This window comes from Methylocystis parvus OBBP (assembly GCF_027571405.1).
In the GTDB taxonomy this organism is placed as follows: domain Bacteria; phylum Pseudomonadota; class Alphaproteobacteria; order Rhizobiales; family Beijerinckiaceae; genus Methylocystis; species Methylocystis parva.
In genome coordinates this window covers 2,542,264-2,566,707 of sequence record NZ_CP092968.1, presented here as the reverse complement: position 1 = coordinate 2,566,707, position 24,444 = coordinate 2,542,264, and the positions used below count along the sequence as shown (strand labels likewise).

Here is a 24,444-nt window from a genome sequence, read left to right as displayed (position 1 = left end):
ATTCCCTCCCTTCCGGCATTTCTTAATCGATCCCGGCTTCGAACCGCCATCTCGCGGTTCTGCGAAAACCGGGGACGGACGTGCGCTCTCAAAACGACAACGCTGTAGCGCTCTCCCGCGGCGCCCGCATGTTGCGCACAGCGCTCGGCGCAGAGATCGCAGGATGGCTCGACGATGCAAGCGTCGTCGAGATCATGCTCAATCCCGACGGACGGCTCTGGCTCGATCGCTTGACGACCGGGCTCGAGGATACTGGCGCGCGACTGTCGGCTGAGGATGGCGAACGGATCATCAGGCTCGTCGCGCATCATGTCGGTGCCGAAGTGCATGCCGGAGCGCCACGCGTCTCGGCGGAGTTGCCGGAAACAGGCGAGCGTTTCGAAGGGGTCCTGCCGCCGGTCGTTTATGCGCCGGCCTTCGCGATCCGCAAGCCAGCCGTCGCGGTGTTCTCGCTCGACGATTACGTCGCAACCGGCGTCCTGACGAGAGATCAGGCGGTTATCCTCCGCGCCGCCGCTGCTGAGCGCAAAAATATCCTCGTCGCCGGCGGCACATCCACCGGCAAGACGACGCTCGCCAACGCCCTGCTCGCCGAGATCGCCAAGAGCTCCGACCGCATCGTGCTGATCGAAGACACGCGCGAACTGCAATGCGCCGCGCCGAATCTTGTCTCGCTGCGCACGAAAGACGGCGTCGCCTCCCTCTCGGATTTGGTTCGTTCGTCGCTCCGACTTCGACCCGATCGCATCCCCATCGGCGAAGTGCGCGGCGCCGAAGCGCTCGATTTGCTCAAAGCCTGGGGCACGGGACATCCGGGCGGCGTCGGCACCATTCACGCTGGGTCGGCGCTTGGGGCGCTCCGCCGTCTCGAACAGCTCATCCAGGAAGCCGTTGTCACCGTCCCGCGGGCGCTGATCGCGGAGACCATCCAGATCATCGCGGTTCTGGCTGGCCGCGGGAATGAGCGGCGGCTGATCGAGCTCGCCGCCGTCCAGGGCCTCGATTCATACGGCGACTACGGGCTCGCCGACCTCACCTCCGTCACCTTTGGAGACACCCATGAATAGGTTTCCGATCCGCAATCGATTGCGCGCTCGCATTAGTTTTGATCTTGCCTTCCTGATCTCGGCCGCCGCGCTTTCGACGCCTGCCCTCGCCGCCGGCTCCAACATGCCCTGGGAGCAGCCGCTCCAGCAGATCCTGCAATCGATCGAAGGGCCCGTCGCCAAGATCATCGCGGTGATCATCATCATCACGACGGGCCTTACGCTCGCCTTCGGCGACACCTCGGGTGGCTTCCGGCGGCTCGTGCAGATCGTCTTCGGCCTCTCGATCGCGTTCGCCGCCTCTAGCTTCTTTTTGTCCTTCTTTTCCTTCGGCGGCGGAGCGCTGATCTGATGGAGAACGGCTCTTTTCCCGTCGGAGGCCCCATCTCAGGCTTTCGCGTTCCCGTTCGCCGCGCGCTCACCGAGCCGATCTTCCTTGGCGGCGCGCCGCGGTCGATCGCCATCCTGAATGGCACGCTCGCCGCGGCGCTCGGCCTCGGTCTGCGGCTTTGGCTGGCCGGGCTCGCCTTCTGGGTCGTCGCGCAATTCGCGGCGGTCTGGGCGGCCAAGCGCGATCCGGACTTCGTCGAAGTCGTCCGTCGGCATCTGCGCTACCCGACGCATTTCGGGGTGTGAGGAGAAGCGAGCATGCTGAACCTCGCCGAGTATCGGAGGAAGCCGCAAAGCCTTGCCGACTTCCTGCCCTGGGCGGCGCTCATCGCGCCCGGCGTCGTCCTCAATAAGGACGGCTCGTTGCAGCGCACCGCGCGCTTTCGCGGTCCCGATCTCGAAAGCGCCACCCAAGCCGAACTCGTCGGCGTCACGGCGCGGCTCAACAATGCCCTGCGGCGCCTGGGGTCCGGCTGGGCAATCTTCTTCGAGGCGCAGCGCAATCCGGCGCAGGATTATCCGGCGAGTTCCTTTCCCGATCCGGTGTCAGCGCTCATCGACGAAGAGCGCCGCGCCCAATTCGAAGAGGAAGGGGCGCATTTCGAGAGCGGTCATTTTCTCACGCTCGTCTATCTGCCGCCCGAAGACGAGGCGGCGAGCGCCGAGAGCTGGCTCTATGAGGGCCGCTCTGCCGAAGGCGCGCCGGGCGCCGTTATCTTGGGCTTCATCGACAGGACAGACCGGCTGCTGCAGCTGATCGACGGCTTCGCGCCGGAGGCCGAATGGCTCTCGGACAGCGAGACGCTGACCTATCTCCACTCCTGCGTCTCGACCAAACGCCACAAGGTCCGCGTTCCCGATACGCCCATGCATCTCGACGCGATTCTCGCCGACGAGCCGCTGACCGGCGGCCTCGAGCCCCGGCTCGGAGGCAAGCATCTGCGCATCCTCACCGTCATGGGCTTTCCGTCGGCGACCCATCCCGGAATCCTCGACGAGCTCAACCGCCTCGCCTTCCCCTATCGCTGGTCGACAAGGGCGATCACCCTCGACAAGACCGACGCCACCAAAATCGTCACCCGCATCCGCCGGCAATGGTTCGCCAAGCGAAAATCCATCCTGGTGATCCTGAAGGAGGTGATGACCAATGAGTCGTCCGTCCTTCTCGACACCGACGCCCACAACAAGGCGCTCGACGCCGACGCCGCGCTGCAGGACTTAGGCTCCGATTTGATCGGTGAAGCCTATGTGACGGCGACGATCACCGTCTGGGACGAGGATGCCCGTCTCGCAGACGAGAAGCTGCGCCTCGCCGAGAAGGTCATACAGGGCCGCGACTTCACGTCGATGGTCGAGACGGTCAACGCCATCGAGGCCTGGCTCGGCTCGCTTCCGGGTCATGTCTACGCCAATGTCCGTCAGCCGCCGATCTCGACGATCAATCTCGCCCATATGATCCCGCTCTCGGCGGTCTGGTCCGGCCCGATGACGGACGCGCATCTTAAGGCGCCGCCGCTCTTCTTTGGCCGGACCGAAGGCTCGACTCCCTTCCGCTTCTCGCTCCATGTCGGCGATGTCGGGCATACGCTCGTCATCGGGCCGACTGGCGCCGGCAAGAGCGTGCTGCTCGCTTTGATGGCGCTGCAGTTCCGCCGCTACGCGCGCTCGCAAATCTTTGTCTTCGATTTCGGGGGATCGGCGCGTGCGGCGACGCTCGCCATGGGCGGCAGCTGGCACGATCTCGGCGGGGCGCTATCCGCCGACACGGTCGATCCCGTCGCCTTGCAGCCGCTCGCCGCGGTCGACGATCCCGTGGAGCGTGGCTGGGCCGCCGAATGGATCGCCTCCATCCTCTCCCGCGAGAATGTCGCCGTCACGCCGGAGGTGAAGGAGCATCTTTGGTCGGCGCTCTCGTCGCTCGCCTCCGCGCCGATTGAAGAGCGCACTCTCACCGGCCTCTCGGTGCTCCTTCAGTCCAATCCGCTCAAGCGCGCCCTCAAGCCTTTTTGCCTCGGCGGGCCGCATGGACGGCTTCTCGATTCCGACGCGGAGCTTCTCGGCGCCGCCGACGTCCAATGTTTCGAGACCGAGGGGCTGATCGGCTCCGCCGCCGCGCCCGCCGTCCTCTCCTACCTCTTCCACCGCATCGAAGGCCGGCTCGATGGCGCGCCCGCGCTCCTCGTCATCGACGAAGGCTGGCTCGCCCTCGACGATCCGGGCTTCGCCGCGCAATTGCGCGAATGGCTCAAGACGTTGAGGAAGAAGAACGCCTCCGTCGTCTTCGCCACCCAGTCGCTCGCCGATATCGAGACGAGCCCGATCGCGCCCGCGATCGTCGAGAGCTGCCCGACGCGGATTTTCCTGCCCAACGAGCGCGCGATCGAACCGCAGATCCTGTCGATCTATCGCCGCTTCGGTCTCAACGACCGGCAGATCGAGATAATCGCGCGCGCGACGCCCAAGCGCGACTATTACTGCCAGTCGCGGCGCGGCAATCGGCTCTTCGAATTGGGCCTCGGACCCGTGGCGCTCGCCCTTTGCGCAGCCTCCTCGAAGACCCACCAGAAGCTCATCGCCGAGATTTTCGCCGATGCCGGGCCCGAAGGCTTCGCCCGTGCCTGGCTGTCCGCACGTGGCCTCGACTGGGCTGCCGATCTTCTGCCTACCCCCACCAAACTGGAGACACCGTCATGACGAGCATTCGTCGCCTCGCAGCCGCGAGCGCTTTCGCTTTTTCGCTTACATTTCTCAACGCGCCCGCCTCGGCGCAATTCATGGTGTTCGACCCAACCAATTACGCCCAGAACGTCCTGACCGCGGCAAACACGCTGCAGCAGATCAACAATCAGATCACGAGCCTCCAGAACGAGGCGCGGATGCTGATCAATCAGGGACGGAACCTCGCGAACCTTCCCTATTCCTCGCTGCAGACAATCCAGCAGTCTATCTCACAAACACAACAGCTGCTCCGCGAGGCTCAGCGCATCGCCTATGACGTGCAGCAGATCGACCAGGCCTTCTCGACGCAATATGGCCCCATCAACGCCTCAGCGAGTTCGGCGAGCCTTGTCGACGGCGCCAGGCAGCGCTGGCAAAACTCTTTGTCCGCCTTGCAGGACGCGATGCGCCTTCAGGCCGGCATCGTGCAATCCATCGACACGGCCCGCTCAGAGGCCGGCGCGCTCATCTCGTCGAGCCAGTCCGCGCTCGGCGTCCTGCAGGCATCGCAGGCCGGCAATCAGCTTCTCGCGTTGCAAAGCAAGCAACTCGCCGACGTGACCGCGCTCCTCGCCTCGCAAGGCCGCGCCCAATCCCTCGAACTCGCACGCAACGCCGAAGCTCAGGAACAGGCGCGCGAGCAGATGCGCCGCTTCGTGACGCCCGGCCAGGCCTATCAGCCCGGCAATGTCGCGATGTTTCATTGAGCGGGGGCCACATCATGAACTGGAGAGAATGGCTCGCGCCCGAAAACATCGGCTTTGTCGCCGTTGGGATCGTCATCGGCGCGATCGCGCTCATCGGCGTCGAATCCGCCTGCGACGCCGATGTCGCGGCGCGAACGAAACCGGCGGCGCTCTTGCCAAGCGGCGCGCCATCGAGAGAGCCTGCCATCGATCCCGAGCTTTTGCGCTGCGCCCAGCTTCCCATCGAAGAGGCGGACGATCCTGCCTGCAAGGCGCTCCGGGCAAACGAGCGCAAGCGCTTTCTTGGGGGCCGAAAGTCGACGACGGAGCCGGCCGAACATCTGATCGACATGTTCCCGTCGCACCGCTCGCCCGCCGACGGCGCGTCGCCGAAGCCCGCGCGCAAGGGCGAGTAAGCGCATGGGCGGAACCGGCGTCATCGATCGCTTCCTCGAGACCTTCACCCGCTACATCGACTCCGGCTTCGGCCTGCTCGGCGGCGAGGTCGGGTTTCTGGCGACGACCCTTGTCGTCATCGACGTCACTCTCGCCGCGCTGTTCTGGAGCATGGGCGAGGGCGAAGACATCATCGCTCGCTTGGTGAAGAAGACCCTGTTCGTCGGCGTCTTTGCTTATCTCATCGGCAATTGGAACAATCTCGCCCGCATCGTCTTTGAAAGCTTCTCAGGGCTCGGCCTCAAGGCCGCCGGCGCCGGGCTATCCGCCGCCGACTTCCTGCGGCCCGGCCGCGTCGCCCAGGTCGGGATCGACGCCGGCCGGCCGCTGCTCGATTCCCTCTCGCAGCTTTTGGGCTATGTCTCCTTCTTCGAGAACGTCATCCAGATCGCCATTCTCCTCATCGCCTGGCTCATCGTTCTCCTGAGCTTCTTCATTCTGGCGATCCAGCTCTTCGTCACGCTGATCGAATTCAAGCTGACGACGCTCGCCGGTTTCGTCCTCATTCCCTTCGGACTCTTCGGCAAGACGGCCTTTCTCGCCGAACGCGTTCTCGGCAATGTCGTCTCGTCCGGCGTGAAGGTGCTGGTGCTTGCGGTCATCGTCGGCATCGGCTCGACGCTCTTTGCGCAATTCACGCAAGGATTCTCAGGCCAGCCCACCGTCGATGACGCCATGGCGCTGGTGCTCGCCGCCCTCTCGCTTCTCGGCCTCGGAATCTTCGGCCCCGGCATCGCCAATGGAATTGTCTCGGGAGGCCCGCAGCTTGGCGCGGGCGCGGTCGTGGGGACCGGGCTTGTCGCGGGCGGCGCGGGGGCCGCTGGTTATGGCGCCCTACGGTTTGCGGGCGGGGCGGCCGCAGGGCTCGCCGGAAGGAGCGAAACGCAGGCCGCGGCGACATTGCCGCCCTCGCGGGGGCTGCAGCCGCCCGGCGGCGGCGCGCCGCCTTCCACGCCGCCTGGCGGTTTTGGCGGCGGCTCGGGAGGTTCGGCTGCGCGGCCACTCGCTTCGGCCGGCGCCGCGTCGGCCCCTCCGCCTGACGGTGGCGTCGCTTCAGACGCTGGAGCCTCTCAAGTTGCCTCCGGCGAACCCGCCTGGGCGAAGCGCCTCAAGCGCTCTCAATCCGTCTCGCACGGCGTCTCGATCGCCGCCCACGCCCTGCGCTCCGGCGACGCCCATGGCGGCGGCGCCTCCGTCAATTTGTCCGAGGCCCGCTGATGTTCAAACGAAGCTCCGTGCGCTACGGGCGCACGCCCGAACCCGAAACGCCCTACCAGAAAGCCGCGCAGGTCTGGGACGAGCGCATCGGCTCCGCCCGCGTGCAGGCCAAGAACTGGCGGCTGATCGCCTTCGGCAATCTCTTCCTCGCAGGCGGTCTCGCCGTCGCCCTTGTCTGGCAGAATGCGCGCGGTTCGGTCGTTCCCTGGGTCGTGCAGATCGATAAATTCGGCGAAGCGCAAGCCGTCGCGCCCGCCGTCGCCGATTATCGGCCAACCGATCCGCAGATCGCCTGGCATCTCGCCCGCTTCGTCGAACATGTCCGCTCGATCCCGGCCGACCCCATCGTCGTGCGGCAGAACTGGCTCAAGGCCTATGACTTCGTCACCGACAAGGGCGCGCTGGCCTTGAACGACTACGCCCGCGCGAACGACCCCTTCGCCAAGGTCGGTCAGGTCCAGATCGCCGTCGACGTCGCCAGCGTCATTCGCGCCTCCGACGATTCCTTTCGCGTCGCCTGGACTGAGCGCCGCTACGAGAACGCCAGCCTCGCTTCCACCGAACGCTGGACCGCCATTCTCACCATCATCGTTCAGCCGCCCCGCGACGCCGAGCGCCTGCGCAAGAACCCGCTCGGTCTTTTCATTCACGCGATCAACTGGTCGAAGGAGCTTGGCCAATGACGCCATTCCCGTTTCGGGCTTTTATAGGCCTCACTCTCTCGTCGTCTTTGCTAGGCGCCTGTTCGAGCTTCAAGCCGCCGGAGATCGCCTATGACGATCTGCCCGTCCCGGCGAACCTGCAGAGCGATCCGCTTGGCCCGGTCAAGATTGTCGAAGTCCCGAAGGTTCTGCCGCTCCCCGGCCAGCTCAAATCCCTTGCGCGGGGCAAGGGCGAGCGTCCCGAGCCCATCGACCCGAAAGCGCGGATCGAACAGGCCAACGCCGCCGCGCGCATGGAGCCGCGCCGCGCCGGCTATATCAACGCTGTTCAAATCTATCCCTTCACCGAGGGCGCGCTCTATCAGGTCTATGCCGCCCCTGGCGAGATCACTGACATCGCCCTGCAGGATGGCGAGCAGCTCGTCGGCTCCGGCCCCGTCGCCGCAGGCGACACGGTGCGCTGGATCATCGGCGATACGGAAAGCCGCGCGGGGAACGCCCGCAAGACGCACATCATGGTCAAGCCCACCCGCGCCGATCTGATGACCAATCTCGTCATCAACACCGACCGGCGCACCTATCATCTCGAACTTCGCTCAACCGAAAAGACCTACATGGCCTCGGTCTCCTGGCAATATCCGCAGGACGAGCTCATCGCGCTGCGCCGCCAGAACGCCGCCGCCGAGGCCGCCGCGCCGGTCGACGTCGGCCTCGATCTCGCCCGGCTCAATTTCCGCTACGCGATCGAGGGCGACGCCGCGCCCTGGCGGCCGCTGCGCGCCTTCGACGACGGACGCAAGGTCTATATCGAATTCCCGCGCGGCGTCTCCCAGGGCGAGATGCCGCCGCTCTTCGTCACCGGCGCCTCGGGCGACAGCCAGCTCGTCAATTATCGCGTGCGCGGCAATCACATGATCGTCGACCGGCTCTTCGCCGCAGCGGAGCTGCGCTTCGGTTCCGACGACCAGAGGCTCGTTCGGATCGTGCGCAGCGACGGAAGGTCCGCCATATGAGCGCGCCCGCGCACGAGAAGAAGCTTGCCGAGGAGTTACGCCTTCACCCCGAGCGACCGGCGGTCACGCGCCTTTCGCGCCGCGTTCTGATCGCGCTCGCGGGCGTCTCCTCCGCCGCGCTTCTCGGCCTGACCATCTGGGCCTTGCAGGGGCGCTCGCGTTCCGGCCCCGCGCCGGAGCTCATCAATACGGACGCGAAGACGACGCCCGACGGCCTCGCGTCCTTGCCACGCGATTATGCGGGCCTGCCGAAGAATGTCCCAAAACTCGGGCCGCCGCTCCCGGGCGACCTCGGACGGCCGATCCTCGCGGCCCAGGGACAATTGCCGTCGACCGGCCCTGATCCCGAGCAACAACGCATCGGCCAGGAGCGCGAGGCGGCGCGCACCGCCAAACTCTTCGCTACGACCAGCGCGCGGGAGCGGCCGTGGAGTATTGCCGAGGGCGATCAAGGATCGACGGTTGATCCGAGCGTCCACGCATCGGCGCTTCCAACCGAGCCGGCCCCAATCGATCCCAGCGACGTCCAGAACATCCAGGATCGCAAGCTCGCTTTCGTGAACGCGCCCGCCGATCGGCGCACTGTCAGCCCCGATCGTCTTGCCGCGCCTGCGTCGCGCTATGTCCTGCAGGCGGGCGCGGTCATTCCCGCTGCGCTCGTCACCGGCATCCGCTCCGATCTTCCCGGCCAGATCACCGCGCAAGTCACCGAGAACGTCTATGACAGCCCGACCGGGCGGTTCCTCCTTATCCCGCAGGGCGCCAAGCTCGTCGGCGTCTACGACTCGCAGATCGCCTTCGGGCAATCGCGCGTGCTCCTCGTCTGGAATCGTCTCATTCTCCCCGATGGGCGCTCCATCGTTCTCGAGCGGCAGCCCGGCGCCGACGCCGCTGGCTATTCCGGGCTCGAGGACGAAGTCGACCATCACTGGCTTCGTCTTGCCGGCGCCGCCGCGCTTTCGACCATCCTCGGCGTCGGGACGCAGCTTGGCACAACCGGCGAAGAAAACGCCCTCATCCAGGCGTTGCGCCGCGGCGGCGCGCAAAGTCTCAATCAGACGGGACAGCAGATCGTCGGGCGCAATCTCAATATTCAGCCGACGCTCACCATCCGGCCAGGGTTTCCGTTGCGGGTGATCGTCACGCGCGATCTGGACTTCACACCCTATCGCGAGCGCGCTGAAGTTGACGCCCAAAGAGGTCACAGATGACCAAGCTCAAACTGTCTGTCATCGAAGATGAAAAACCGGTGAAGGTCACCGTGATCTTGTCTGCCACCCTCCATAGGAGCCTCGTCGCATACGCCGAGATCCTTGCGCGCGAGTCCGGAAAGCCTGTCGAGCCGGCGAAACTCATTTCTCCGATGCTGGAGCGATTCATGCAAAGCGATCGTGGATTCAGACGAGCGCAGCCCAAAGACAAGAACCTGACCCAGAAATTCGAGCGTGAGCCTCAATGAATCATCAAAGATAGTCTGCATGCTTCGTGAAGGAACGCTTCTAGGCGCATCCGAGACCCTGCCGGATAAGCCTTAACCAAACTCCTCAGCCGGCGCCATCCGGCTGTACGCCCGCCGGGTTGCGGAGCGGGATCGATCGATGCATTTCAGACAATATGTGCTTTGCTTGATTGCAAGAGGGCAGACGGCCACGCTCCTCGTTCGAACAACTCGAATGCACCTCGACACAGTTGTCGCAGACGGTTGAACGCCGCGAACTCGGAAGACCCTAGCGCCGTGCCGACATTTGCGAGCGCATGCGAAGCTACTGATTGGCCCGTCGGTCTTCCGTCATTGAATTCGGCCTGCGTAGTTTCCGATCCTCGACGCCTTCACGTTTCCGAACAAATACTCTGATTGGAACTCAGTCGCAGCGGACAACACGGCCGCGACGTGCGGGGAGTAAATCCAGTCTTCTAAGAGAGGTTCGGAATGCGAACGAATGTGACATCCGCTCTTGCCGCTGGGCTGTGCGCCGTTACCGTACTGGCGGTCCTCCCGACAGATGCTTTTGCCGGCCCCATGAGCGTTGCCGCCCCAGCGAGCACGGGGCTCAATACGTCGATTGAAAAGGCTCACTACCGCGGCTATCGACGCGGCTACGGTAGACACTACCATCGCGGCTATCGCTACGGCTACGGCGTTCCGGGCGCAGCGGTTGGCGCAGCGGGCGCCGCGGCAGGTCTCCTGGGCGCAGGAATCGCAGGCGCTTCGGGCTATGGTTATGGTGGCTACGGCTATGGCGGCGGATACGGCGGCAATTCGTGCTGGCGGTGGGATCCGGGCGTCGGTTGGGTTTGGGGCTGCTAGTAGAGCGCCGCCAGATCGATTGCGGCTTTCGTATAATTTCGTGACTGCTGCCGGCTCCTTGGCCGGCGGCAGCGGCATTGACTTTGGACGAACGCACGGCAATTTCATCTCGACAGCGAATGCTTGGCGGGATCGAAATGTATTCTTGAAGGTTGCAGGAAACAAGCCATGAATAACAATCACTGCGCCGGGTCGGCGAAGCATATGCGCCGAGTCGTCCGAAGCGCCGTCATCGTGACAATGATGACGCTCTCCGCTGCGACGGTTCTTCCCGCTAGCGCTCTCGCACACGATCGACGCGATGGTGACGAGATGTGCAGACAGACCGTCAATCAAATTCTGGATGTTGCCGACGCTCGCATCGCCCGCTTCAAGGCGGAGCTTCGATTGACGGCTGAACAGGACAAGAATTGGGACTCTACGCAGAAAGCGTTGCACGACATGGCCCAACGCCGAGCGGACAGGATGCTCAAGCTTCGCGAGCAACGAGCAGCCACGATGCGGGAGGCACAACGAACGGACGACAAGGAAGGCAAAGCCAAAGCCGACAGCGGGCGCGGCGATCGAGACTGGACCGCGATCAGCGATATGCGCATGCAAGCCGATCTTTTGAACGTTCGCGCCGACGACTTGCGCAAAATCGCAGACGCATCTAGCGCGTTATACGATAGCCTCGAACCTTCGCAGCGCCGGCGGTTCGGCGCCTTCGTCAGCCACTACATCGGTGATGAGGGCGAGAGCGTCTGTCATCGCTAACCTCCTCCCGGGCAGCTATGCAGCTATAGGGCGCCAATGACCGAGGCGCTCCTGTCGCCAACGCCTCAATTGAGAATTTGTCCATTATCATCTATCGCAAGCTGAAAATGCTCCTCCGCACGCACGACGATCCTGTCTTCGCACTGGGCAATAAGAGCAGTCGCGCCCGAACTCGATCAGATTTCGGCCATAAGTGCGTGGAGCAGGGGGCATGACGTATCCCTGGTCGGAATTTTCGGTCGCGCTCGCTGTCGGCCTGATGATCGGCCTCGAGCGAGAACGCAGCAAAGGAGAGGGTCTCGCACGACGGCAGGCGGGCGTCAGAACATTCGCGCTCGCCGCGATAATCGGCGCGATTGCAATGCATGTCGGCGGTGAGAATCTTCTCGGTGTGACGGAGGGCGCCGTCGCGGCGTTGGCCGCAGTGTCATACTTCAGGGATCGGGACACTGATCCGGGATTGACCACCGAAGTCGGCCTGCTAGCAACGCGGCTCCTGGGCGGCCTTACAATGTCGGACGCGCCGCTGGCTTCCGGTCTTGGCGCAATGGTGGCGGTTATCTTTGCCGCGAAGAATTCCGTACATGGCTTCATCAAGGCCACGCTCACCGAAGCCGAAGTCAACGACGGCCTTGTCTTCGCCATAGCCACTTTTGTTGTATGGCCACAGCTCCCAAATCGCTATCTCGGACCATATCAGGCGATAAATCCACACAATATCTGGCTTCTGGTCATCCTCGTACTCGCGATCGGGGCCTGCGGGCATGTCGCGACGCGACTCTTCGGCGCGCAGTACGGTCTCCCGGTCTCAGGACTTGCATCGGGCTTTGTCTCCAGTACGGCGACGATCGGTTCTATGGCCAGTTATGCAGCGAAGGACCCGACAGGAATGACCGCCGCGGTATCTGGAGCAGCCTTCTCGACGGTTTCAACGTTCATACAATCGGCGCTTTTGATCTTCGCAGTCAGTCAACCAACATTCTTACAGGTAGCTCCAATGCTAGCCGCCGGCGGGATCGTCGCGGCGATTTATGGTTTCGCATTTGCGCTGGGTCGCCGAGCGCCGGAAACATCGTCGTCCCTCGAAGAGGGACGGGCATTCAGTCTCCCGGCTGCCTTTGCCCTCGCCTCGTTAATGGCGTTGATGCTGATCGTAGCCGCAGCGCTGAGGGATTCGCTGGGAGAAGCCGGGATTATCGTCGGATCGGCACTTGCCGGGATCGTCGACGCCCATTCTTCTGCAATCTCTGTCGCTTCCCTCGTCGCCGCAGGAAAGCTCGAAACACGAGACGCCTTGGTCCCAATTCTGGCAGCGTTGACGAGCAATGCCTTGGCGAAAGTCGCTATGGCAATTGGAGCGGGTTCGACTGAATTTTCAGCGCGCATCGTGCCGGGCCTTGTCTTGTCGATGGCCGCAGCGTGGGTTGTCGCAATCGCCGCCGGTTACGTTGCATTCGGTATCTAACCCAAGAGCTTCGCCATCGGGATAGGCTGAGGTAGTCAAGATTCAGGAAGCACGTTCCGCTCGGAGCCGCATCGCTCCGCGCCGTCGCCCCCGCCCCAAATCCCGCCATTCACCTCGCGGAATTTCGTCTCCGAATATGCCGATGACAAGAATCGCAGTGAGCCAATGAAGGAACGTCGGAGCTCCCGCTTATCGAGCATGTCGAGCGTGCTCGGCAAAGAACCACTCCAGCCAGTCGAGTTTCCACACCACCAGCACGTCGCCCTTGCGGGCATGGTCTTGAGGACCCGCCAATCCCGGCCGGTCCTCCACGACCATCTTTTTGGGGCTCCTAAAACGTTGGCCTAATGATCGTAAGCCAGAAAACACTCCGCTCTTCGTTCGCAGCGCTCGCAGGAGGTTTCGTCCACTCTGACGACATCAAGCCGGTCCTTTTCAGAGGTCAGGGAAGCAATCGTCTCGTCTTCGTAGCGCACCGCGTCGGCGAGGGTGGCCGCTTCATAGTGCAAAAGCGCAGATTCCGCGGTCTCAAGCCATACGTGCACGCGCGGCGGTTCGCCTAAGCGACAATTGTCGGTTCTCCGGACAATTAAGCGTTCCTGCCGACCGGGCATGGGGGCGAGACCCTCTCTCTCATCGTGGCGAGCGCTTGGGGATGTCTTGACGCATTCCTCACAAGCTTAAGTTTCACATCCTGTCGGAAAGACACAGTTGTGGAATCTACTCAGCGCGCTAGGGCCGATGTCTTCGGCCCTGACGCTGGTAGAGAAGGCGGTGTGGGGCCCGTTCCCGTAGCGCCTCGTTGGAAGCTAGCCGTGATGAGCGCGCGAGTAGCGAATCCTCCGGAAGAGGTTCCGAAACTACTCATTCCAATTTACTCACTGGCTACGGTAGGGCGCAGCCCCCGAGTCCTGTCCCTCGGGCGGGTGCTTTCATGTTGCTTCGAGCGCGGTGAACGCCTGTACTGGTGACCAGTCGACACGTTCTCTTCGACCCGCAGAGCAAGAACTTCCCCGGACGTAGCGCGATCGAGCTGGATACCAATCCAACAAACATTGCGAAATCCATCGGCTTCTCGCTGACCCATTATCGGGGCTGGCAAGAGCCTCGGAAGTCAGGGACTAGACACCTCCACGTTGGGGCTGCACGAGACATTGCATCATATGCCTGTGGCGCGGCATGCAGTGGTCGCGTCATCCTTCGGCCTACGCTTCGGCTGGCAGAGCTACTTCCTCACAGATGCACGCGCGCACATGGGCGCCGCCGGCGCCCATGTGGTGATGCGCAAAAATTCTCCGACGCCTAGATCAAGGCGATCTGCCATGGATACTCCTTGGCGTCCATTCAGCGCGGCTCGATGTCGGGACACGCGATCTGATATTGGATGAGGCGCTCGGGTTGAACCGCGCGTGGTGTGCGGACATTCTGGTGACGCTCCCTGAAAGCTGAGTTGACGTCGTCGAGTCTGCGCTCGCCGCGCAATCACAGCCAACGCCTATCCAGACCTATAGGCGGGCGAGAAAGTCGTCGATTTCCTTTTTTGCTTCGTGCTTCCCGCGACCATAAAGCTCTTGTAGCTTGCCTTCGAGCTGCTCGCGCCTGCCGTTGATTTGGGCGAGATCGTCGTCTGTCAGCTTGCCCCACTGCTCCTTGATGCTTCCCGTAAACTGTTTCCAGTTTCCTGCGATGCCATCCCAGCTCTTGTGACGGGCGATAAACTCGTCGATTTCCTTCGTCACATTCTCCTTGCCGTGACCGTAAAGCTCTTGCAACTTGCCCTCAAGTTGCTCGCGCTTGCCGGCGATCTGAGCAAGATCGTCATCAGTCAGCTTGGCCCATTGCTCCTTGATGCTCCCGGTGAATTGCTTCCAGTTTCCGGCGATTCGATCCCAGTCCATGACGAACTCCCTATCCATTGCTGTTGAGTAGAATTCGGCGCCGCTCGATTGACGGCACCATCTATGAGCGTCTGACCACGCCCATGACTGCAGTGACGACGAAGAGGACGATCGCAATCCAGAAGAGAAGGCGCGCCCCTTCCATTGCTATGCCTGCGGCGCCACCGAAGCCCAAAAATGCAGCAACTAATGCGACGACCAGAAACACAATTGCGTAATGCAGCAGATCTCCCACGGCTTCCTCCCTCAGTGAAAATGACGCGCCGCGAATACGGCCTCACAAGAACCAATTAATCCGTGAAAGAATAGCTTGAAGGGTTATGTGCGCTCATGTCGCACGCTGAAGAAAGATGAAAGCTCAAGCCCGCGATTGCCAGTGTGGACTTCTGAAAGCCTCACAAGGCAACGACAAACTGCAACATAGTTGGAGTAGTCTCGCGAGATTCAATTCTGAAGGCGAGGCGTCTCAAAATCCGCTTGCCACCCCGCCGCTAATGACCCATCAACACCAGAAGAATGATGATCGGAATTGGAACGCCGAGCATCCAGAGCAGAATAGAACGTCCCATCACGCATCTCCTCGAGGATGTGCCTTACCAGCGTGTCAGATGGCTGGCGTCGAAATTCTCGTCACGGTGACGGCCGCCGACGCCGGCGCCCCACCAGGCGGCCGCAGCGCCGAGAACCATCGTTGCCGCTGTCAAGAAGGCAAGGAGGACTCCGCCCTTGCGGGCGGCTTCGGTTGTCGCCCGCACTTTGGCGGCGGATGTCTTCATCTGCTCCGAAAGCACATCGACACGCGCTTCTGCATCAGCCTGCGCGAGGTTGGTCCGCGCTGCGACGATCCGAACAAGATAGGCGCGATCGCCATCGCTGAGAGAGGCATTGGCGGCAGCCGCCGACAGAAGTCGCGAGATCTCCTGGCGGGTTGCTTCCATTGTCCCATCGTCGCCTGTTGAACCAGTTCCTTCGCCCCTCAGCGCATTTTGAGCGCCAATCGGTTCCTCGCGGGCGGCGACGCTCAAGTCGAGAAGGAGCCCCGCCTTTCGAGCTGCTACAATTGCGTTGCGCGCTCTGTCGGCGGCAGTTCGCGCCTGCGAAAGAATTGCGTCAACTTGCCTCTCAGCTTCGGCCTGCGAAAGACCTGTCCGCGCCGCAATCGCGCGCGCCACATAAATGCGATCGTTGCTGCTCAGGGAACCATGAGCTGCGCCCATCGCCAAAACTTGCGCGACGTCGCGACGTGACGGATCCAATGTCACGCCTCTAGCCGTCGCGGGAGCTTCCTTCCGTAGAAGCATATCGATCTGATAGCCGATCGGATCCGCGTTCGAGCCGACGGTCGATGCGATCGCGCCAGCGCTTGTAAGCTCCTCGCCGCGTTTGACTGCGGAAGAAAGGGACAATGTTGTCACAGCGGATGAAAGCGAGAAGGTCGCGAGCGCCGTGCCCACGACAACGGCGACAGCCCAAACGATGAGCCCGTGCGCGCCGTCTCTGACATGAACCTCATGAGGCGTAGTGCCTTCTAAGGAACGGCGCAGTCGACCTGTCACATATCCGCCGGCGACGAAGCTGGAGACCGTGATCCAGGTGAACCAGAGCGCCAAGACAACGTAAAACAATATGGGGGAAGGGCCATGATAGGGCGAGACAAGCGAGAGCCCGATAGCTGAGCCAAAGGCGGACATCAGGACGATGATGGCCGAGGTCAATATCGCTCCAGCCAAGATCGCCGGCCACTCGACATAGGAGGAGCCCGGCGGGCCGTCAGAAATTGACATGGTTGGCTTCGATAAATCGGTCATAGCTGCGCCTCCCTTCTTGTGCTGCTCAGCGCAGGCCGAGGAAGGAAAGAATCGCCATGATGATCACGATGAGACCGACAAGGTAGATGATGCCGTTCATAATTGCCTCTATAAAATCGCAGTTACAGGATCGGCCTGTGCCGTGCGCTCAAGCTTTCGCCGTGCCGGCGTCATTGGCCGTCTGGTCGAGGTGAAGCACGCTTGGAAGACTGTGCCGTTGGCGCCCTTCAAAGCCGACCTGCTCGGTCCGCTCTGAAAGACGTTTTTTCGTAGGCAAGCCGGGAAACTAGATCAGTCCTTGTCGATGATCTTCTTCACAGCTTCCTTGGCGCCGCCGACAGCTCCTTGAGCTTCGCCCTTGAGCTTCTGCCCGGCGCCCTCGATCTCCAGGCTTGGATTGCCACTCGCCTTGCCGACGGTCTGTTTGACCGCGCCAGCGGCTTCGTTTGCGGCGCCCTTGATCTTGTCCGTTGTGCTGCCCATGGTGGTCTCCTGAATGAAATTATGACGGTGCTTGATCTGCACTGTCTCAGTCGACTTATTGTTCGACGGCCGATTCCTATCGGACATGCAAAGGCATCGTATAGCTTCGGAAAATACCCATGACGAAATGACGTATGCCAATGAAATGATCTGTCGCCGGCTGACTCACGGTAAAGCGGCCTCGACACGGGAGGACACACGGTGATGGACCAGTCAAATGCGCACAAGTGAAGACATAGCCTTTATCGCATTGGTTTTGGCGGTATCGGCCGCCTTCGCCTGGATGCTTTGGCCCTTCTACGGAGCGATTCTCTGGGGAACTGTAGTCGCGATCGTGTTTGCGCCGCTGTATCGGCGCCTCTTGAATTCGATGCACCAGAATCACAACCTTGCTGCGGTCGCGACAGTGATGATCATCGTCCTTGTCGTGATTCTCCCATTGGTCCTGCTCGCGCTCTCCATGGCGCAAGAAGCCTCCGGCATATATGATCGACTCCAAACAGGCGATCTCGACCTCGTAGTCGTCTTCCGGCGCCTCTTCGAGGCGCTGCCTGCATGGGCTGCCGATCTCATGCGGCGGTTTGGTCTGGCGAGTCTTGGTGAAGCGCAAGATAAGTTGGCTGCAGGTCTCATGAAGGGAAGTCAGCTTGTCGCCACTGAGGTACTGGGCATCGGTCAGAGCGCGGTGAGTTTCATCCTAAATCTGTGTGTAATGCTCTACCTTTTGTTCTTCCTGCTACGCGACGAACAGGCGCTAGCCCGCAAAATCAGAGATGCAATTCCTCTCCGGGCTGCACAGAAGGATGCGCTCTTCCGCAAATTCGCGATTGTCATTCGAGCCACGGTCAAAGGCGATCTGCTTGTGGCGCTCCTGCAAGGAGCGCTCGGCGGCCTCATCTTCTGGTTCCTCGGAGTCAGCGCTCCACTGCTATGGGCAGCTTCAATGGCGCTTCTATCTCTCGTCCCAGCAATAGGCGCCGCGTTGGTTTGGGGTCCGGTGGCGATCTATTTTCTAGCAATCGACGAAATGTGGCGCGGCGTTACTCTCGTCGCCTACGGCGCTTTCGTGATTGGTCTGGCGGATAATGTTCTCCGTCCGATCTTGGTAGGGAACGACACCAAGATGCCGAACTACGTTGTGTTGATTTCCACACTGGGCGGCATCGAAATGTTTGGCCTCAATGGCTTTGTGATCGGGCCCGTAATCGCGGCGATGTTCATCGCCTCATGGGAGATTTATTCGGCAACGAGACAGGCGTCACAGAGCGACTTCCCCGCTTCCTGATGTCTGGCGCCGCGGGCAGCGCCGCCAACGGCGCGTCTGCGTAGTTTCCGATTCTGGCGTCACGTGAAATTTTGTCTCTACCTTTGCGCCTGAAGCCACGACACCACAGGCGAACGCGACCCTCAGCGACTCAAGTGCAACAAGTGAGTGCACCGCGGCCTCTTGAAAGACGTCGTTCGCTTGCCCTCTCCTGTGCGGAAAAGCCCAGCCGCCGCCTGTAAAGCGGTGCAGGACTCCGTCTGCGCCGCAACGATACAAAATGAACCACAAGCGCCACCGCATTTTTGCAACGACGCTGCCCACACTTACCCAAGTCGGGAGTTCAAAATGGCGATGGAACCTCAGTTCTCCGATCTCGCAGCCTCACAGGCAACCTACATTCAGAGCGAACGAAATATCTATCTGGTTGGCGGCGGGATTGCGTCATTAGCGGCGGCTGCCTTCCTTATTCGGGATGGCGACGTTCGCGGCCATCGTATAACGATCCTGGAAGAACTTGATGTGATCGGCGGAAGTCTCGACGGCTCCGGTTCGGCAGTGGAAGGATACGTCCTTCGGGGCGGTCGAATGCTCGAGAGTAAATACGTTTGCACCTTCGATCTCTTCGCCTCCATCCCAACTCTCGACAACGAACGAACGGTCACACAAGAGATATTCGATTGGAACGAGACGATAAAAACCTCATCCAAGTCGCGTCTGATGCACGATGGTCGCCGCAAAACGGCTCCGGAGTTCGGACTCAGCGAGAATCACATTCTCACGATCGAGCGCCTAGTGTTGGAGCCTGAGGCCATGCTTGGGGCGGCCAGCATCGAGGATATCTTCGATCCGACGTTCTTCAAGACAAATTTCTGGGTCATGTGGCGCACGACCTTTGCCTTTCAGCCATGGCATAGCGCCATCGAATTCAAACGCTATCTCGAACGATTTGCGCATATGGTCGACGGGTTCGATCGACTGACGGGGATCATGCGCACCGTCTACAACCAATATGACTCCCTTGTGAGACCGCTGCAAAAGTGGCTTGAAGACCGAGGCGTCGTCTTCGAATTGAATGCTCAGGTAACGGACATCGCATTTTACGATCAAGGCGATGATACGCTCATCACAGAAATTTCCGTTGTCCGGAGTGGCAGCTTAGAGAAGCTCGCGATCGACGCATCCGACTGGGTCTTTGTCACGCTTGGCTCTATGACCGAGGCGTCGAGCCTCGGGGGTATGGAGGCGGCGCCTGAAATCAGGGGCAAGAAGGACGGCGGCGCGTGGACGCTTTGGGAGAAAATGGCAGCAGGCCGTCCCCATTTCGGACGACCCTCGGCATTTGCGGATCATATCGAAGAGTCGAAATGGGAGTCGTTCACGACAACCTTGCATGATCCGACATTTCTCCGCCTTGTCCGGGACGCCACCGGCAACACCCCTGGCGAAGGCGGGCTCGTCACTTTCCCCAAATCGAACTGGGTGCTCTCTTTCGTTGTACCCTTTCAGCCCCACTTCATCGATCAACCAGAGGGCGTCAGCGTTTTCTGGGGCTACGGGCTCTGTCTCGACGAACCAGGCAACTTTGTAGACAAGCCCATGGCAGCATGCACTGGCAGGGAAATCATGATCGAATTGCTCGGCCATTTGAACATCGGGACGGAAGCCGCCAAGATCCTTGAGACCGCGAATTGCATACCTTGCATGATGCCATTCGTCACGAGTCAGTTTCTTCGGCGTGAGCGAGGCGATAGACCGCAAGTCGTTCCAAACGGCGCCAAGAACTTCGCCTTCATCGGCCAGTTTTGCGAACTGCCGGATGATGTCGTGTTCACGGTCGAATATTCGATTCGATCGGCGCAGGCCGCGGTCTACACACGACTTGGCCTGAACAGGGAGCCGCCGCCAGTCTACAAGGGGAAGTTCGATCCACGCGTCCTCTTTGCGGCGTTTATGGCGCTGCACGACTTTCATTCATGACGGCATCCCTGCGAGACGTCGACTTGCCTCCGTGGAGAGCTCGGCCCCGCCGGTGTAGAGGATACTACTATTGATGTCTGCCGGCGGTCGCGCTCTCCGCGTTCGCGCGCGGGGAGCGTCATCGCCCGGCGCCAGATCTCCCGTTCGAATCACAATGCGGCTCGTTGCGCAATTCCCACTCGGGCCGCTTTCACTTCGGGTTCGCATTCGGCTCTGCCAAGGCGCTACCGCCCTGCGTCTCGGGAGTGGCGCCGGAAACGCGGTCCGATGCGACATTAGTGCCGGATCGGACTTTGGGGATTCTTGTGGATCGCGTACACGTCTGGAATGAAGACCGCGTTTCGGAGATCCGCTTTCGGTTCCTCGATACGAGCAACGAGAGCGCGAATTTCCCGCTGAACTTTCCCAAAAGCTCGCACCTCAATCTGGCGGACCCTCTCCCGCGAGACCCCAAATTCGGCGGCTAATATTGCAAGCGTAAGAGGTAGATCTGTCAGCCTGCGGGCTTCCAGGATTCGACGCTCCCGCGGATTCAGCACCTCAAGCGCGTTCCGCAGCGAGATTTTACGGTGGTCGCCCTCTTCGTGGTCGACGAGCACCTTCTCCTGATTATCCCGGGCGTCGACAAGCCAGTCTTGCCTTTCCCCGCCTCCTTCCTCCCGTTCGGAAATTGGCGCATTAAGCGAAGCATCGCCTCCCAGACGCCGGTTCATCTCGATGACGTCCTTCTGACGAACGCCAAGTCGGATGGCGATCATTGCGACATGCTCCGGCTTGAGGTCACCATCTTCATAAGCCGAAAGGCAGCTCTTGACCCGACGGAGATTGAAGAAAAGCTTCTTGCTGTTCGAGCTAGAGCCTATCCTTACGATAGACCAGGATCTCAGGACATATTGTTGAATCGACGCCCGGATCCACCAGCGCGCGTACGTTGAGAGGCGAAAACCGCGTTCCGGTTCAAATCGGGCGACGGCTTGCATCAGGCCGAGATTGCCCTCTGAGATCAGCTCTCCGATTGGCAGACCATTACCGCGATAGCCCATCGCGATTTTGACGACGAGGCGCAGGTGCGAGCTAACGAGCGCGCTCGCGGCCTGCGAATCCTTCCGCTCACGCCACCGTTGCGCCAACGTCTGTTCTTCCGCGAACTCGAGCATGGGGAGTTGGCGGATCTCACGCAGATAGCGCGTGAGTCCGCCTTCGGGAGAGAGCATGGGCAGGGGCGTCAGCATATCTGTTCCTTATTAGGTGCTCTTGCGTAACCGCGCCGAGGCAAAATCGATTTGTGCCGTCATGGGAATTCCTGCGCGTTACATGGGCGAGAAAAGACCCTAACCGTGGTGCGATCGTGCGCTAGCCCCGGAAACTACCCACTCGCGGCGAGACGGACGAGCATCGATCACGCCAAAAGTGCGCGTTCGCTCTGCTCCGGAGGCAAGCGACGCAACATGTTTGATTGGAGCACCGGCGGTCGCCCACGCGCCATGGACCGGACACGATCCCTTCCTCTGAAATCAACATCCCCTCGCCTCGATTCGCGAAAGATCTCGGTCGAGCTCCACTTATGGTCGGCGGCCGTAAGTAGATTCCGAGGCTGAAATCGACACTTGGTCGTCGGCTATGTTGAAACGTCACGTTTATCTTGAGGCAGTTGGCAAAGCCATCATACATTCAGAGCGCGCTCGAGGATTGAGGCGTGAAGACCGGAACTGGCGTTCCTATCGACCCCGTGACGGCAACCTAAGCATAATATCCGCGGTTGATCTTTTGATAAAAATCCACGCATCCAGCCATCGAGGTTCGTTATATGCCTGAAGTTTGTCGTCCAACGGCTGACGCATGGCTCTTACGTCACTTCGTATACCTCTCGTTCGGCTTCTGGACCGGCCCCACGCGCAGAAAGGCTGCGCTGTTTGTGCTTGGCCTCTTCGGTTGCCTCGTCTTGAATCTCATCCCCGCCATCGCCGTGAACCGATGGAACAAGTTCTTCTTCGACGCGCTGCAAAGCAAGGATCAGCATCTGATCCTTCTCAGCATCGGCCTCATGTTGGCGCTTGCCTTGCTCTCCGCCATGACGAGCGTCGCCTTGTTGCAAATGCGCATGAATTTTCAGTTGCGCTGGCGCGAATGGCTGACGCGAACGCTTGTCAGGCGCTGGATGGAGCGACGCCGCTTCTATCAGCTCAGCGTGCTTCGGCTTGTCGATAATCCGGAAGCGCGGATCGCCGAGGATGGGCGGATCGCCATCGAGCTCTTTGTCGACTTCGCGACCGGCGTCACGAATGCGCTTCTTATGGCGGCCTCCTTTGTCAGCGTTTTGTGGTTCATCGGTGGTTCGCTGACGTTGTGGGGCATGACGATCCCCGGCTATCTCGTCATCGCCGTCGTGATCTATTCAGCATGCACCTCGTACGGAATGTTGCTTCTGGGAGGCCCGCTCGTCGCGCGCGCTGAGGCGAAGGCGATGGCTGAGGCGGATTTTCGTTTTGAACTTTCGCATACGCGCGAGAATGCGGAAACGATCGCCCTCATCGGCGGCGACGACGCCGAGCGAGAGCTCCACTACAATAGATTCGATCAAGTGGCCACACGCTGGATCGCAGTTATCGGCCGACAGGCCCGTATGCTGTTCTTGTCGAGCGGCAACAATGTTCTCGCGCCAGTCATCCCACTCATGCTTGGCGCCCCCAAATATCTCGCCGGGGAGTTGTCGCTCGGAGACCTTATGCAAGCCGCCGCGGCCTTTATACAGGTGCAGTTGGCCCTCAACTGGTTGGCCGACAATTCAATGCGCCTTGCAGACTGGTTCGCCTCGGCGCGGCGCGTCGCGGCCCTCGACCTCTTCTTCGACAATCTCGACAAGCTCGCCATCAGCGCCGAGGACAAGAGGATTGACCTCGCCTTCAGTGACGATAGCGCATTGCATCTGTGCGGGCTCTCCATCGCGCAGCATGACGGCACACAGATGCTGGCCGACACGGACGCCGTTATCAGGAGCGGCGAGAGAATCCTCGTGAAAGGAGAGTCCGGGGCCGGCAAGAGCACGCTGATCCGCGCGATGGCCGGGTTATGGCCCTGGGGCAGCGGGCGGATTCTTCGTCCGAAGGACGCCCGCATCGCGTTTATGCCGCAGCAGCCCTACATGCCCCGCGGCACGTTGCGGGACGCGCTCGACTATCCTCATGACGACACTCTGCCGGATGCCGCGCGGATCGAAACGATCCTTGTCGCCTGCGGGCTTGGTCATCTCGTATCGCGACTGGATGAGGAACAGAGCTGGTCCGATGTCCTTTCAGGCGGCGAGCAGCAACAGCTCGGCTTCGCACGCGTGTTGCTGAGGCCGCCCGACATCATCATCATGGATGAACCCACATCGGCCCTCGACGATCTCAGCCAGACCCGTCTGATGGAATTACTCAGTGAGGAAGCGCCGCGCTCGACCATCATTCATGCCGCACGACGCAATGTCGACAAACGCTTCTACGACCGCGAAATCCAGCTGAAGTCGAGACCGGCTGAGAGAGTCAGAGAAGCGGCGAAGGGCCGGGAGGCGGCGTTATCCAAGGCGTCGACGATATTGCGCGAGTCGCTGCCCAACTGATTGGACATGCGGTCCGTCTCGCTGGCGCACATCAGCGTTTAACTGTGACGCGCGCCTTCCGTTAGAGCAAAGCTACACTACTTTGCATTCGTAGATGCTTTTTCTTGAAAGCTAAAGGAGTGAGATCATGAGCAAGATGCGGAAGTTTCTAACAGGCGGCCTGATGGTCGCAACGATCGCGGCGAGCCTTGTGGCTGCGACGCCGGCTTCGGCATGGGGCCGGGGCGGTTGGGGCCGTGGGGGCGGATGGGGCGGCGGCGGATGGGGCCGCCCAGCCTGGGGCGGCGGTTATGGCGGCGGCTGGGGATATGGTCGCGGCTGGGGATATGGCGGTTATGGCGGCTATGGTGGCGGATGGGGTCCCGGCTGGGGATATGGCGGATACGGCGCGGGGCTCGCCGGCGCGGCGATCGGCGCAGCCGCGATTGGCGCAATTGCCGCCGGCGCTTCGCAACAAAGCCAATATGGATACGGCTACGCATATCCCCAGGCGCAATATCATTATGGGACCACCCATGCTCACCGCTCGGGGAAGGGACGTCTCTGCACTCAGACGGCTTGGGATGCGTTAGAAGGCTATGTGCAGGTTCGTGGGCCGTGCAAATGAACGCCGAACATGACTTCCAGACTTTCCGTTCGCTTCGCGAATAAATGGAGGTCCGCTAAACTTTGAGAAGGAAACGGCCCGCGAA

At 61.3% G+C, this 24,444-nt stretch carries 25 protein-coding genes and 1 pseudogene; 18 read left to right on the top strand and 8 right to left on the bottom strand.

What is annotated here, in order from left to right:
• The first annotated feature begins 128 nt into the window (after window positions 1–128).
• The 13 genes from trbB to MMG94_RS12415 all read left to right on the top strand — a co-directional run bounded on the left by trbB (window position 129) and on the right by MMG94_RS12415 (window position 12,718).
• Window positions 129–1,067 carry a P-type conjugative transfer ATPase TrbB gene (gene trbB, locus MMG94_RS12475; RefSeq protein ID WP_016919725.1) on the top strand — a complete coding sequence of 313 codons (939 nt, stop codon included), beginning with the start codon at window positions 129–131 and terminating at the stop codon, window positions 1,065–1,067.
• Entirely contained in the window at window positions 1,060–1,398 is a 339-nt protein-coding gene (locus MMG94_RS12470; RefSeq protein ID WP_016919726.1) for a TrbC/VirB2 family type IV secretion system protein, read from the top strand. The genes trbB and MMG94_RS12470 overlap by 8 nt, the downstream gene beginning before the upstream one ends.
• On the top strand, window positions 1,398–1,682 hold the full coding sequence (locus MMG94_RS12465) for a VirB3 family type IV secretion system protein (RefSeq protein WP_016919727.1): 285 nt from the start codon (window positions 1,398–1,400) through the stop codon (window positions 1,680–1,682). The genes MMG94_RS12470 and MMG94_RS12465 overlap by 1 nt, the downstream gene beginning before the upstream one ends.
• 12 nt (window positions 1,683–1,694) lie before the next feature.
• Window positions 1,695–4,130, top strand: a complete 2,436-nt coding sequence (trbE, locus tag MMG94_RS12460; RefSeq protein WP_016919728.1) for a conjugal transfer protein TrbE — start codon at window positions 1,695–1,697, stop codon at window positions 4,128–4,130.
• The gene (trbJ, locus tag MMG94_RS12455) at window positions 4,127–4,861 is read left to right on the top strand and encodes a P-type conjugative transfer protein TrbJ (protein ID WP_016919729.1); all 735 of its coding nucleotides are present in this window, start codon (window positions 4,127–4,129) and stop codon (window positions 4,859–4,861) included. Before trbE ends, trbJ begins: the two co-directional genes overlap by 4 nt.
• Before the next feature lie 14 nt (window positions 4,862–4,875).
• On the top strand, window positions 4,876–5,256 hold the full coding sequence (gene trbK-alt / locus MMG94_RS12450; protein ID WP_016919730.1) for a putative entry exclusion protein TrbK-alt: 381 nt from the start codon (window positions 4,876–4,878) through the stop codon (window positions 5,254–5,256).
• Between the two features lie 4 nt (window positions 5,257–5,260).
• On the top strand, window positions 5,261–6,514 hold the full coding sequence (trbL, locus tag MMG94_RS12445) for a P-type conjugative transfer protein TrbL (RefSeq protein WP_016919731.1): 1,254 nt from the start codon (window positions 5,261–5,263) through the stop codon (window positions 6,512–6,514).
• Entirely contained in the window at window positions 6,514–7,197 is a 684-nt protein-coding gene (gene trbF / locus MMG94_RS12440) for a conjugal transfer protein TrbF (RefSeq protein WP_016919732.1), read from the top strand. The genes trbL and trbF overlap by 1 nt, the downstream gene beginning before the upstream one ends.
• Window positions 7,194–8,189, top strand: a complete 996-nt coding sequence (gene trbG / locus MMG94_RS12435) for a P-type conjugative transfer protein TrbG (RefSeq protein ID WP_026016211.1) — start codon at window positions 7,194–7,196, stop codon at window positions 8,187–8,189. Before trbF ends, trbG begins: the two co-directional genes overlap by 4 nt.
• Entirely contained in the window at window positions 8,186–9,400 is a 1,215-nt protein-coding gene (locus MMG94_RS12430) for a TraB/TrbI/VirB10 family type IV secretion system protein (RefSeq protein WP_016919734.1), read from the top strand. Before trbG ends, MMG94_RS12430 begins: the two co-directional genes overlap by 4 nt.
• A complete protein-coding gene (locus tag MMG94_RS12425) occupies window positions 9,397–9,648 on the top strand; it encodes a DUF2274 domain-containing protein (protein ID WP_016919735.1) in 252 nt (83 codons plus the stop codon). The genes MMG94_RS12430 and MMG94_RS12425 overlap by 4 nt, the downstream gene beginning before the upstream one ends.
• 1,017 nt (window positions 9,649–10,665) lie before the next feature.
• Window positions 10,666–11,253 (top strand): Spy/CpxP family protein refolding chaperone, encoded by a 588-nt coding sequence (locus MMG94_RS12420; RefSeq protein ID WP_244415313.1) that lies wholly within the window; start codon window positions 10,666–10,668, stop codon window positions 11,251–11,253.
• A 211-nt stretch (window positions 11,254–11,464) separates the two neighbouring features.
• The gene (locus MMG94_RS12415; protein ID WP_016919738.1) at window positions 11,465–12,718 is read left to right on the top strand and encodes an MgtC/SapB family protein; all 1,254 of its coding nucleotides are present in this window, start codon (window positions 11,465–11,467) and stop codon (window positions 12,716–12,718) included.
• A gap of 189 nt (window positions 12,719–12,907) precedes the next feature.
• Here the strand turns inward: MMG94_RS12415 and MMG94_RS12410 are convergent, their stop codons facing one another.
• The 5 genes and pseudogenes from MMG94_RS12410 to MMG94_RS12390 all read right to left on the bottom strand — a co-directional run bounded on the left by MMG94_RS12410 (window position 12,908) and on the right by MMG94_RS12390 (window position 16,424).
• Window positions 12,908–13,036, bottom strand: a complete 129-nt coding sequence (locus MMG94_RS12410) for a recombinase family protein (protein WP_270109322.1) — start codon at window positions 13,034–13,036, stop codon at window positions 12,908–12,910.
• Window positions 13,037–14,223: 1,187 nt separating this feature from the next.
• Window positions 14,224–14,433, bottom strand: a complete 210-nt coding sequence (locus MMG94_RS12405; protein WP_244415319.1) for a CsbD family protein — start codon at window positions 14,431–14,433, stop codon at window positions 14,224–14,226.
• Window positions 14,413–14,616 (bottom strand): annotated as a pseudogene (locus MMG94_RS12400) (CsbD family protein); the annotation flags it as partial. The gene MMG94_RS12405 and the pseudogene MMG94_RS12400, both read right to left, overlap by 21 nt.
• 61 nt (window positions 14,617–14,677) lie before the next feature.
• Window positions 14,678–14,851, bottom strand: coding sequence for a DUF1328 domain-containing protein (locus MMG94_RS12395; protein WP_016919742.1), 174 nt, complete (start codon window positions 14,849–14,851; stop codon window positions 14,678–14,680).
• Between the two features lie 358 nt (window positions 14,852–15,209).
• Window positions 15,210–16,424 carry a hypothetical protein gene (locus MMG94_RS12390; RefSeq protein WP_244415315.1) on the bottom strand — a complete coding sequence of 405 codons (1,215 nt, stop codon included), beginning with the start codon at window positions 16,422–16,424 and terminating at the stop codon, window positions 15,210–15,212.
• Between MMG94_RS12390 and MMG94_RS12385 the strand changes: the two genes are divergently transcribed.
• Entirely contained in the window at window positions 16,399–16,680 is a 282-nt protein-coding gene (locus MMG94_RS12385; RefSeq protein WP_016919744.1) for a hypothetical protein, read from the top strand. The genes MMG94_RS12390 and MMG94_RS12385 overlap by 26 nt on opposite strands.
• A gap of 35 nt (window positions 16,681–16,715) precedes the next feature.
• On the opposite strand, the gene MMG94_RS12380 is transcribed toward MMG94_RS12385, so the two are convergent.
• Window positions 16,716–16,907, bottom strand: coding sequence for a CsbD family protein (locus MMG94_RS12380; RefSeq protein ID WP_026016213.1), 192 nt, complete (start codon window positions 16,905–16,907; stop codon window positions 16,716–16,718).
• Window positions 16,908–17,124: 217 nt separating this feature from the next.
• Between MMG94_RS12380 and MMG94_RS12375 the strand changes: the two genes are divergently transcribed.
• Window positions 17,125–18,192: an AI-2E family transporter gene (locus tag MMG94_RS12375; protein ID WP_016919746.1), complete on the top strand. Its 1,068-nt coding sequence runs from the start codon at window positions 17,125–17,127 to the stop codon at window positions 18,190–18,192.
• A gap of 327 nt (window positions 18,193–18,519) precedes the next feature.
• Window positions 18,520–20,151, top strand: coding sequence for an oleate hydratase (locus tag MMG94_RS12370; RefSeq protein ID WP_016919747.1), 1,632 nt, complete (start codon window positions 18,520–18,522; stop codon window positions 20,149–20,151).
• A 275-nt stretch (window positions 20,152–20,426) separates the two neighbouring features.
• Here the strand turns inward: MMG94_RS12370 and rpoH are convergent, their stop codons facing one another.
• Both rpoH and MMG94_RS12360 read right to left on the bottom strand, forming a co-directional pair.
• Window positions 20,427–21,383: an RNA polymerase sigma factor RpoH gene (rpoH, locus tag MMG94_RS12365; RefSeq protein WP_016919748.1), complete on the bottom strand. Its 957-nt coding sequence runs from the start codon at window positions 21,381–21,383 to the stop codon at window positions 20,427–20,429.
• A gap of 614 nt (window positions 21,384–21,997) precedes the next feature.
• Entirely contained in the window at window positions 21,998–22,171 is a 174-nt protein-coding gene (locus tag MMG94_RS12360) for a hypothetical protein (RefSeq protein WP_244962200.1), read from the bottom strand.
• Between MMG94_RS12360 and MMG94_RS12355 the strand changes: the two genes are divergently transcribed.
• Together MMG94_RS12355 and MMG94_RS12350 are read left to right on the top strand one after the other, a co-directional pair.
• Window positions 22,094–23,752: an ABC transporter ATP-binding protein/permease gene (locus MMG94_RS12355; protein ID WP_244962199.1), complete on the top strand. Its 1,659-nt coding sequence runs from the start codon at window positions 22,094–22,096 to the stop codon at window positions 23,750–23,752. The two genes, MMG94_RS12360 and MMG94_RS12355, sit on opposite strands and share 78 nt — an antisense overlap.
• A 127-nt stretch (window positions 23,753–23,879) precedes the next feature.
• The gene (locus tag MMG94_RS12350; RefSeq protein ID WP_193787607.1) at window positions 23,880–24,359 is read left to right on the top strand and encodes a hypothetical protein; all 480 of its coding nucleotides are present in this window, start codon (window positions 23,880–23,882) and stop codon (window positions 24,357–24,359) included.
• Window positions 24,360–24,444 lie beyond the last annotated feature (85 nt).

Excerpts from the sequence above, each read along its gene's own strand:
- trbB (WP_016919725.1), top strand. The coding sequence starts at position 129 with ATGTTGCGCACAGCGCTCGGCGCAGAGATCGCAGGATGGCTCGACGAT.
- MMG94_RS12470 (WP_016919726.1), top strand. The coding sequence starts at position 1,060 with ATGAATAGGTTTCCGATCCGCAATCGATTGCGCGCTCGCATTAGTTTT.
- MMG94_RS12465 (WP_016919727.1), top strand. The coding sequence starts at position 1,398 with ATGGAGAACGGCTCTTTTCCCGTCGGAGGCCCCATCTCAGGCTTTCGC.
- trbE (WP_016919728.1), top strand. The coding sequence starts at position 1,695 with ATGCTGAACCTCGCCGAGTATCGGAGGAAGCCGCAAAGCCTTGCCGAC.
- trbJ (WP_016919729.1), top strand. The coding sequence starts at position 4,127 with ATGACGAGCATTCGTCGCCTCGCAGCCGCGAGCGCTTTCGCTTTTTCG.
- trbK-alt (WP_016919730.1), top strand. The coding sequence starts at position 4,876 with ATGAACTGGAGAGAATGGCTCGCGCCCGAAAACATCGGCTTTGTCGCC.
- trbL (WP_016919731.1), top strand. The coding sequence starts at position 5,261 with ATGGGCGGAACCGGCGTCATCGATCGCTTCCTCGAGACCTTCACCCGC.
- trbF (WP_016919732.1), top strand. The coding sequence starts at position 6,514 with ATGTTCAAACGAAGCTCCGTGCGCTACGGGCGCACGCCCGAACCCGAA.
- trbG (WP_026016211.1), top strand. The coding sequence starts at position 7,194 with ATGACGCCATTCCCGTTTCGGGCTTTTATAGGCCTCACTCTCTCGTCG.
- MMG94_RS12430 (WP_016919734.1), top strand. The coding sequence starts at position 8,186 with ATGAGCGCGCCCGCGCACGAGAAGAAGCTTGCCGAGGAGTTACGCCTT.
- MMG94_RS12425 (WP_016919735.1), top strand. The coding sequence starts at position 9,397 with ATGACCAAGCTCAAACTGTCTGTCATCGAAGATGAAAAACCGGTGAAG.
- MMG94_RS12420 (WP_244415313.1), top strand. The coding sequence starts at position 10,666 with ATGAATAACAATCACTGCGCCGGGTCGGCGAAGCATATGCGCCGAGTC.
- MMG94_RS12415 (WP_016919738.1), top strand. The coding sequence starts at position 11,465 with ATGACGTATCCCTGGTCGGAATTTTCGGTCGCGCTCGCTGTCGGCCTG.
- MMG94_RS12410 (WP_270109322.1), bottom strand. The coding sequence starts at position 13,036 with ATGGTCGTGGAGGACCGGCCGGGATTGGCGGGTCCTCAAGACCATGCC.
- MMG94_RS12385 (WP_016919744.1), top strand. The coding sequence starts at position 16,399 with ATGGTTGGCTTCGATAAATCGGTCATAGCTGCGCCTCCCTTCTTGTGC.
- MMG94_RS12390 (WP_244415315.1), bottom strand. The coding sequence starts at position 16,424 with ATGACCGATTTATCGAAGCCAACCATGTCAATTTCTGACGGCCCGCCG.
- MMG94_RS12380 (WP_026016213.1), bottom strand. The coding sequence starts at position 16,907 with ATGGGCAGCACAACGGACAAGATCAAGGGCGCCGCAAACGAAGCCGCT.
- MMG94_RS12375 (WP_016919746.1), top strand. The coding sequence starts at position 17,125 with ATGCGCACAAGTGAAGACATAGCCTTTATCGCATTGGTTTTGGCGGTA.
- MMG94_RS12370 (WP_016919747.1), top strand. The coding sequence starts at position 18,520 with ATGGCGATGGAACCTCAGTTCTCCGATCTCGCAGCCTCACAGGCAACC.
- rpoH (WP_016919748.1), bottom strand. The coding sequence starts at position 21,383 with ATGCTGACGCCCCTGCCCATGCTCTCTCCCGAAGGCGGACTCACGCGC.
- MMG94_RS12360 (WP_244962200.1), bottom strand. The coding sequence starts at position 22,171 with ATGCTGATCCTTGCTTTGCAGCGCGTCGAAGAAGAACTTGTTCCATCG.
- MMG94_RS12350 (WP_193787607.1), top strand. The coding sequence starts at position 23,880 with ATGAGCAAGATGCGGAAGTTTCTAACAGGCGGCCTGATGGTCGCAACG.